Genomic DNA, 6,428 nt, shown 5'->3' with positions numbered 1-6,428 from the left:
TTTGCCACTTTTTCCTTGCATCCGGTAGGGAGCGACCAAGTGGGCCGCAATGATGCGTGCATCCAATCCTAGAGCGACCATCTTGCGGGCCCAGTGGTGCGCACTGGAGCTCGCTTCCATGGCCAGCAGGCAACCCGGTGGCAGTTGAGCGCACCAGGCCATGAATTTGTCGCGGGGCAAAGGCCGATTCGTCACCATCGCGCCTACCGCATCAACGGCGTGAACATGGATCACGTGCTTTGCCAGGTCAACGCCAACTCGTGTAATCTCGCGCATGGGACTTCTCCTTCATATAGGTTTCAGATTGAATTCAACAACCCAATCTTGGCACTTGATGCCGCTACCGTGAAGTGGGAAGTCCCTTCGTATTCCCCTCGCCCCGCTGGGCGATGGAGGGGGACTTCATTTGGTCTTGTGTGCTGCAAGCGCGTGCATGAATGACAGCCGACTTTGTTTCGGCATGACGCGCTGCGCGCGTCATGCCTCCCCGAATTGGTATTCTGATTATTTTGTCAACCCGTTTGGCTGGGCCGAGGAGCGCAGGCAAAAGCGGATCAGGGCTCGCGATTGTCTGAGCCGAAGGCGAGTTCGAGCGAGACCCCGCTTTTCACGAGCACCGCAGGCTACCCGCAGCGAAGCGAAGGGACCCGGACAGTCGCCCGCCGGGGCGAGACCCGGCTTGCAGGAAGACCCACAAACTCACAAGCTGACAAAGGCTCCGAGAGCCTCAGCCGGACAATGGTCTTAAACCGCAGCCCAAAAAACCGCAAACCAGTCTTCAGGATCCGTCCAATAACTGATCCGCGTGAAACCCGCACGCCGCAACAATGCGGACATGGAAGCCACCGTGTATTTGTAAGAGCTTTCGGTGTGTATCCGCTCACCGCCTCGGAAAAGCCGTTCACCTCCCGGCCACTGCACGGTCAGGTTGCGCTGCGCCTGCAAATGCATTTCTATGCGTGATTCGGCTTCGTTGAAGAGCGCGAGATGACGCCATTGGCGCACATCAAAATCGGCGCCCAGCAAGTTGTTGACATGGCGCAGCAGGTTTTTGTTGAAGGCCGCGGTCACACCCAGCGCATCGTCATACGCGGCTTCCAGCGTGGCCTTGTCCTTGACCAGGTCTATGCCTAGCAGCAGGCCGCGGGCCTGGCCCTGGGCCGGGTCGGCGATGTGCTGTAGAAAGGTCAGGGCTTGTTCGGGTGAAAAATTGCCGAGGCTGGAGCCGGGGTAGAAAAAAACCCGGTCGTGTTGTTGCACCTCGGGCGGCAAGACCAGGCCGGCTGAAAAATCCATGCCAACACCGACGATGTCCAGCGCCGGAAAACTGCTTTGCAGCTGCTCCGCCGCGTCCCGCAGAAAGTCCACCGAAATGTCCACCGGCACATACTGCCGCGGCTGCAGGTGCGGGATCAGGCGGCTGGCCTTGGCGCAGTTGCCGGCGCCCAGGTCGATCAGGCAGGGGTGGGTGATGCCGGCCTCGGCCAGCGCACCGGCGATCTGGGTGTGGGCCGCTTCAAAAATGCCGGCTTCTGTGCGTGTCGGGTAATACTCGTCCAGGCCGGTGATGGCCTCGAACAGCTTGGAGCCCAGTGCGTTGTAGAAATACTTGGGCGAGACACTGGCCGCCGCCGCGCTCAGGCCCTCGGCCAGCTCGTACACCGCGCTTTGCGCCTGCCCTTGTGAGGATTGGCGGTAGCGGTCGATGAACTGTGGAGAGGCCGGCGGCAGGGCCAGATCGGGGAGTTTGAGCGCTAAGTTCAAAATAGTTGTTATTGGTGAGGGCTAGCTGAGATTTAAAAGCAATCAGGTCATCCCCTTTGTAGGACTGTTTCGCTTTGCGTGCAATCGGGTGATTGCGGGTTGATGCCCGGGATGCCCTGTGCGAGGACTTGGTACTGGCTTCCTGATAACCTTGCTCAACAGCATGAACCCGTTCTTACATTCCCTGCAATTCAGGCGCCAATTTTTACAATCAACGCTGCTGGCGGCCGGCAGTTCTCTGCTGGGGCGCCATGCCCTGGCCGCGAACGATGTGGCTTACACGGTCTCGCCCTGGCAAGGTGTCGCGCCGGCCTTCCAGGCTGTTGACACCACCGGCAAAACCTGGCGCCTGGCCGACCTGAAAGGTCGCGCGGTCCTGATCAACTTCTGGGCCAGCTGGTGTGAACCTTGCCGCGCCGAAATGCCCACCTTGCAGCAGATCGCCGATTTGTATGGCCCCGACAAGCTGCTGGTGTTGGCCCTCAATTTCAAGGAACACCCGACACGCGCCATGCAGTTTGCCGCGACCACCGGCCTGAGCCTGCCGGTGCTGCTGGACCCGCAAGGCCAGGCCGCACGCGCCTGGGGCGTCAAGGTGTTTCCAACGACGTTGCTGATAGACCGCCAGGGCCGGCCACGCCAGCGTGTGCAGGGCGAGATGGACTGGACCGGTCCGCAGGCGGCGCAGTTGATTGAAGCCTTGCTAAAAAGCTAGAAGCCGCGCCTCGGGTTTTATTGAAGAGGCAGCACCATGTCTGCCGTCCCAGGATGAACCCAGCGCGAAAATTCGCGGGTGGTGTCCATACATCCACCGTCCTGGTAAACCCCGCGCGGTTCGCGGTAACGCTGCATCAAGTTCAGGATGCGTTTCACTTCCGCCGCATCCTGCTGCGTGGTCGCCACCAGCGCTTCAACCTTGTCTTCGTCGATACGTTCGTGGCCCTGCGCATCCCGATATAAGGCGTGGCGCCAGTGGTAAATCTCCAGGCACTTGTCGCTCAACGTATAAGGCTTGTGGCGTTTCCAGAAATTGCTGAACAGGCCGCCGCCCAGGTAGATGACCCAGGAGCCTTCGTAACCCGAGGCCTCTGACGACGCGGCATCGGGGTTGCGAAACCAGATCCTGTCGCCGGGCACAAAATAACGCGGCGGCAGGGGTTGCGCCATGGAGCCCTGCTCGCGCAAAAAAACCTCATGAAACTCGCCCGACATGATGGGCCGCTCGGTCCAGAGTTGCTGCAGTTGCCTGAACAACACAGGGTTGCAATGCAGCAGTTCCTCCGCAATGCCCAGCAGCATCACGTATTCGGTGGCGCGGTAACACGAGAAGGAATACAGCGCGCCCGACACCTCGGGCTGGGTTGCCTTGGCCAGGGCCGCCAGCAGCGGCACGCCGGGCAGGATCACAAAACCGCAGTCTTCCTTGTAGGTCCAGCAGTCTTCCGGCCGTTCCGCCTGGCTGGTGTGAAAGGCCAAGGTGGTTTTGCGGGCCGCCTGCACGATGTTGTGCCGGATACGCACGGCCGACACCAGCTCGGCGATACCGGGAAAAGTCACCACCACCGGTCCCATCAGCAAGGCCAGCACGATTTCACGCGTGAGGTCAGACGGCCGGTGTTCTGTGTCGAGTTGCAGCCTTTGGCTCAGGCCCAGGGTGTCTTGCCCCGGTGCCCAGGCGGCCGTCTGAATCACGTTCAGACTGAACTGTAGGTAGGGGCCCGCTTCATCCATGCCCTGACGGCCGACGACCCAGGGTGCCAGATTGGTCGCGTCCAGTTGCGTCAGCAGCAAGTGCTGCGCGGCCGCCAGGCCCTGGTCCGCGCCGCCCCGAAGCAGGACCCCGCCCAGTGGCCCTGTTGTTGTGTCCCATGCGTCCATGCGCGCTCTTGCCTCCCGCGTTATCTCATCGTTGTTGTGGGCCGCTCTGTCCGTGTCATCGGCGGCGGCTGCGAGATAAATATAACCCAGCCTTTTCTAGGGATTTACCCGTCCATGCGGGGGCGGAAGAGGTGCTGGCTTGACGGTGCTGCCGGGGGAAAACGACGATAATTGCGCCCTCGGCTCAGGGGGATTTCCCTGCGCCGCACGGACACCCCGGCGCACCTTGTCATGCCCGGTCACGTCGCCCCACCACCACCCGGAGTTCTCTTCATGACCACCGTACGCCGCACCTTCCTGAAAAATACCGCTGCAGCCGCCATGGCTGCTGCATTTCCCGCTATCAATTTTGCGCAAGCTCCGGCCCGCCGCGAGTTCGTGCCGCAAAGCGGCGCCTGGCGCACCTTCGAGGTGACGACACGTGTCGACATCGTCAAGCCGCAGGGCGTGACCAAGGTCTGGTTGCCGATTCCTTCTGTCAACAGCGACTACCAGCGTTCGCAGGGCAACAGCTTCACCAGCAACGGCAAAACCGACCTGACCGACGACGGTGTGGACGGCGCAAAAATGTTGTACGCCGAGTTCGCTGCCGGCCAGGCCCAGCCTTTTGTCGAGCTGACCAGCAAGGTGCAGACCCAGGGCCGCGCCATCGACTGGGCGCAGAAAACCGCGGTGCGCGAAGACGCGGACACCTTGCGTTATTTCACCCGCCCGACCAAGTTTTTGCCGACCGATGGCATCGTGCGCACCACGGCCCAGCAGGCGATTCGCGGTGCCAAAACCGACGTCGAAAAAACCCAGAAACTTTACGACTGGATCGTGGCCAACACCTACCGCGACCCCAAGGTGCGCGGCTGCGGCGAAGGCGACATCAAGACCATGCTGGAGACCGGCAACCTGGGCGGCAAATGCGCCGACCTGAACGCCTTGTTTGTTGGCCTGTGCCGCTCGGTCGGCATCCCGGCGCGCGACGTCTACGGCATCCGCCTCGTGCCTTCGGCTTTTGGCTACAAGGAATTGAGCGGCAACCCGGCCAGCCTCAAGGGCGCGCAACATTGCCGCTCGGAAGTTTTCCTCAAGAGTTACGGCTGGGTGGCGATGGACCCGGCCGACGTGGCCAAGGTCATGCGCCTGGAAACCGCCGACTGGATCAAAAACACCACCAACCCGGTGGTCGCGCCTGTCAACAAGGCCTTGTTCGGCGGCTGGGAAGGCAACTGGATGGGTTACAACACCGCGCACGACATTGCGCTGCCCAATTCAACGCAGGAAAAGCTCGGCTTCTTCATGTATCCGGTGGCCGAAAACGCAGCCGGGCGTTTTGACTCCTACGCGCCCGACGATTTCAAGTACCAGATCACGGCCAAAGAAATCACCGCCTGACAAGGCTTGCGCGCTTCGGACGGTTCAACCCACGCCGTCCTCCGGGCCTGCCGATGCCGGTGTATGCAGCAGCGCAAACAGCTGGTTGCGAAAGTGGATGCCCAGTCGTGCAAAGGCTCGGTTGCGGTAGGTCTTGACCGTCGGCATGCTCAGTTGCAGGTCGCAGGCAATGCCTTCCTGCGTCATGCCGAGCAGCAGGCGTGCGCACACATCGAGTTCGCGCGGTGTCAGTGCCGTATACCGCCGGTGCAGTTGCTGGCGCCAGTACAGCAGCGCTGAACCGGCTTCCTCCATGGAGTCGGCCAGGGCAATGTGTTTTTGGGTCAGCGACAGCAGTGCCGGCGCCATGCTCTCGAAATGGCCCAGCGCCGCGTCGTTGAAGGGGCGCTGGTGCTCGTGCCGGTAAAAATTGACGGCGAACAGCGCGCCGGCCGCCTGCTGCACCACCGACAGGCGCTCCGCCACGCCGTGCGCCTCGTATACGCGGGCCCGGTGTTCCACTGGCACCTCGGACGCGGTGATGTGGCACAGCAGCGCCTGGTGGCTGTCCGCGGCATCGCGCACAAGCGTGCGGTCACTGATGTAAGGGCCGGACAGGTAGGCCTGCCAGCAATCGCGGGTGGTGTCGCGCACGCCGTAGCTGGCCGACATGAACAGGCGCGGCGCGCAGTTGCGGCCGGTGCGGTAAATCGAGCAGGAGGCTGCCGGCACCAGCGGTTGCAGTTGTTCCAGCAACGAGGACTCGAAACGCTTTTCACCCAGTCGGCCGATCAGCCCGGCCAGGGCCTGGCCCGGGCTGGTGCGTGCCGGGCTACTGTCCAGTGTCCACTGTCTCATGCGAAAACCTCCATAAGCCGTCATCTTCAGGGATGACAGCGCTCCGGCGCCACCGGACTTACGCTAGGCCGCATGCATGAGTTGCCCACCCCTTCCCTTCGTTTTTTTGCCGACCTGTCGGTCCAGGTAGACCGGCCGCAGGAAGTTGGCCGCACCGTCCACGGCCTGCGCCGGCTGATTCCGATCCTGGGTGGGCAGGCCTGCGGCGACGGCTGGCAGGCGCGTGTGTTGCCGGGCGGGGCCGACTTCCAGCTCATCGTCAACGACCGGCTGGCCGAGCTCGACGCCCGCTATGTGCTGGAAACCGATGCGGGTGACCTGATCTACGTGCAAAACCATGCGGTGCGCACCGCAGCGCCGGAGTTCATGGCGGCGCTGGTGCGCGGCGAAGCGGTGGATGCAGCCCAGGTCTATTTCCGCTGCAGCCCGCGTTTTGAAACGGCATCGACAGCCTTGGGCTGGATCAGCGAGCGCCTGTTTGTGGGCACGGGTGCACGCCATCCCGACCAGGTTGTCATGCGCTTCTTTGAAGTGGCCTGAGTTTTTTGCCAAGCGCCTTGACGGGA

6 protein-coding genes and 1 pseudogene are annotated in these 6,428 nt (G+C 62.2%); 3 read left to right on the top strand and 4 right to left on the bottom strand.

The features are described 5' to 3' along the window. Positions 1-276 (bottom strand): annotated as a pseudogene (locus R6254_RS12075) (IS110 family transposase); the annotation flags it as partial. 468 nt (positions 277-744) lie between these two features. Next, positions 745-1,764, bottom strand: a complete 1,020-nt coding sequence (egtD, locus tag R6254_RS12070) for an L-histidine N(alpha)-methyltransferase (RefSeq protein WP_318407077.1) — start codon at positions 1,762-1,764, stop codon at positions 745-747. 163 nt (positions 1,765-1,927) lie between these two features. Here egtD and R6254_RS12065 point away from each other — a divergent pair, with 163 nt between their 5' ends. Beyond that, a complete protein-coding gene (locus R6254_RS12065) occupies positions 1,928-2,479 on the top strand; it encodes a TlpA family protein disulfide reductase (RefSeq protein WP_318407075.1) in 552 nt (183 codons plus the stop codon). A 17-nt stretch (positions 2,480-2,496) separates the two neighbouring features. Here R6254_RS12065 and R6254_RS12060 read toward each other — a convergent pair whose 3' ends face one another. Next, complete coding sequence (locus tag R6254_RS12060; protein ID WP_318407074.1) at positions 2,497-3,642, bottom strand: hypothetical protein; 1,146 nt, start codon at positions 3,640-3,642, stop codon at positions 2,497-2,499. A 273-nt stretch (positions 3,643-3,915) separates the two neighbouring features. Between R6254_RS12060 and R6254_RS12055 the strand changes: the two genes are divergently transcribed. Next, positions 3,916-5,025, top strand: a complete 1,110-nt coding sequence (locus tag R6254_RS12055) for a transglutaminase-like domain-containing protein (RefSeq protein WP_318407072.1) — start codon at positions 3,916-3,918, stop codon at positions 5,023-5,025. Between the two features lie 24 nt (positions 5,026-5,049). Here the strand turns inward: R6254_RS12055 and R6254_RS12050 are convergent, their stop codons facing one another. After that, positions 5,050-5,862 carry a helix-turn-helix transcriptional regulator gene (locus R6254_RS12050; protein ID WP_318407071.1) on the bottom strand — a complete coding sequence of 271 codons (813 nt, stop codon included), beginning with the start codon at positions 5,860-5,862 and terminating at the stop codon, positions 5,050-5,052. A gap of 72 nt (positions 5,863-5,934) precedes the next feature. On the opposite strand from R6254_RS12050, the gene R6254_RS12045 reads away from it, so the two are divergent. Next, positions 5,935-6,402 carry a DUF3237 domain-containing protein gene (locus R6254_RS12045; protein ID WP_318407069.1) on the top strand — a complete coding sequence of 156 codons (468 nt, stop codon included), beginning with the start codon at positions 5,935-5,937 and terminating at the stop codon, positions 6,400-6,402. Positions 6,403-6,428 lie beyond the last annotated feature (26 nt).

This window comes from Polaromonas potterensis, assembly GCF_033446725.1.
GTDB lineage: Bacteria > Pseudomonadota > Gammaproteobacteria > Burkholderiales > Burkholderiaceae_C > Polaromonas.
Note: the sequence above shows the minus strand (reverse complement) of the source record. Positions and strands in the feature narration are given on the sequence as shown.

Bases quoted from the DNA above. Each gene is read 5' to 3' on its own strand.
- R6254_RS12065 (WP_318407075.1), top strand. From the start codon at position 1,928: ATGAACCCGTTCTTACATTCCCTGCAATTCAGGCGCCAATTTTTACAA.
- R6254_RS12060 (WP_318407074.1), bottom strand. From the start codon at position 3,642: ATGGACGCATGGGACACAACAACAGGGCCACTGGGCGGGGTCCTGCTT.
- R6254_RS12055 (WP_318407072.1), top strand. From the start codon at position 3,916: ATGACCACCGTACGCCGCACCTTCCTGAAAAATACCGCTGCAGCCGCC.
- R6254_RS12050 (WP_318407071.1), bottom strand. From the start codon at position 5,862: ATGAGACAGTGGACACTGGACAGTAGCCCGGCACGCACCAGCCCGGGC.
- R6254_RS12045 (WP_318407069.1), top strand. From the start codon at position 5,935: ATGCATGAGTTGCCCACCCCTTCCCTTCGTTTTTTTGCCGACCTGTCG.